Genomic DNA, 237 nt, shown 5'->3' on the forward strand with positions numbered 1-237 from the left:
GCAATACGCCGAAGATAACGGAATGAGAGTGGGGCCTGAGCAGGTAAAAGCTGCAATCCGCGATATCTCTCAATTTCGTACGGCTGGACAATTTGATAACGATGTTTATCTGATGGCGTTACGTAATGCCGGCTACAGCCCTGAAGCTTTTGCTAAGGTTATGCAGCAAGATATGACACGCAACCAATTGCTACGCGGGCTGTCTGCAACTGAGTTCGTACTGGAGCCTGAAGCTAT

At 48.5% G+C, this 237-nt stretch carries 1 protein-coding gene; it reads left to right on the plus strand.

Annotation, left to right across the window (positions count from 1 at the left end; translation table 11 throughout):
- The coding region (locus SB749_RS20830) for a SurA N-terminal domain-containing protein (protein ID WP_410711993.1) at positions 1 to 237 on the plus strand (237 nt) is incomplete at both ends.

The organism is Brevibacterium sp. SIMBA_078 (assembly GCF_046534565.1).
GTDB lineage: Bacteria > Actinomycetota > Actinomycetes > Actinomycetales > Brevibacteriaceae > Brevibacterium.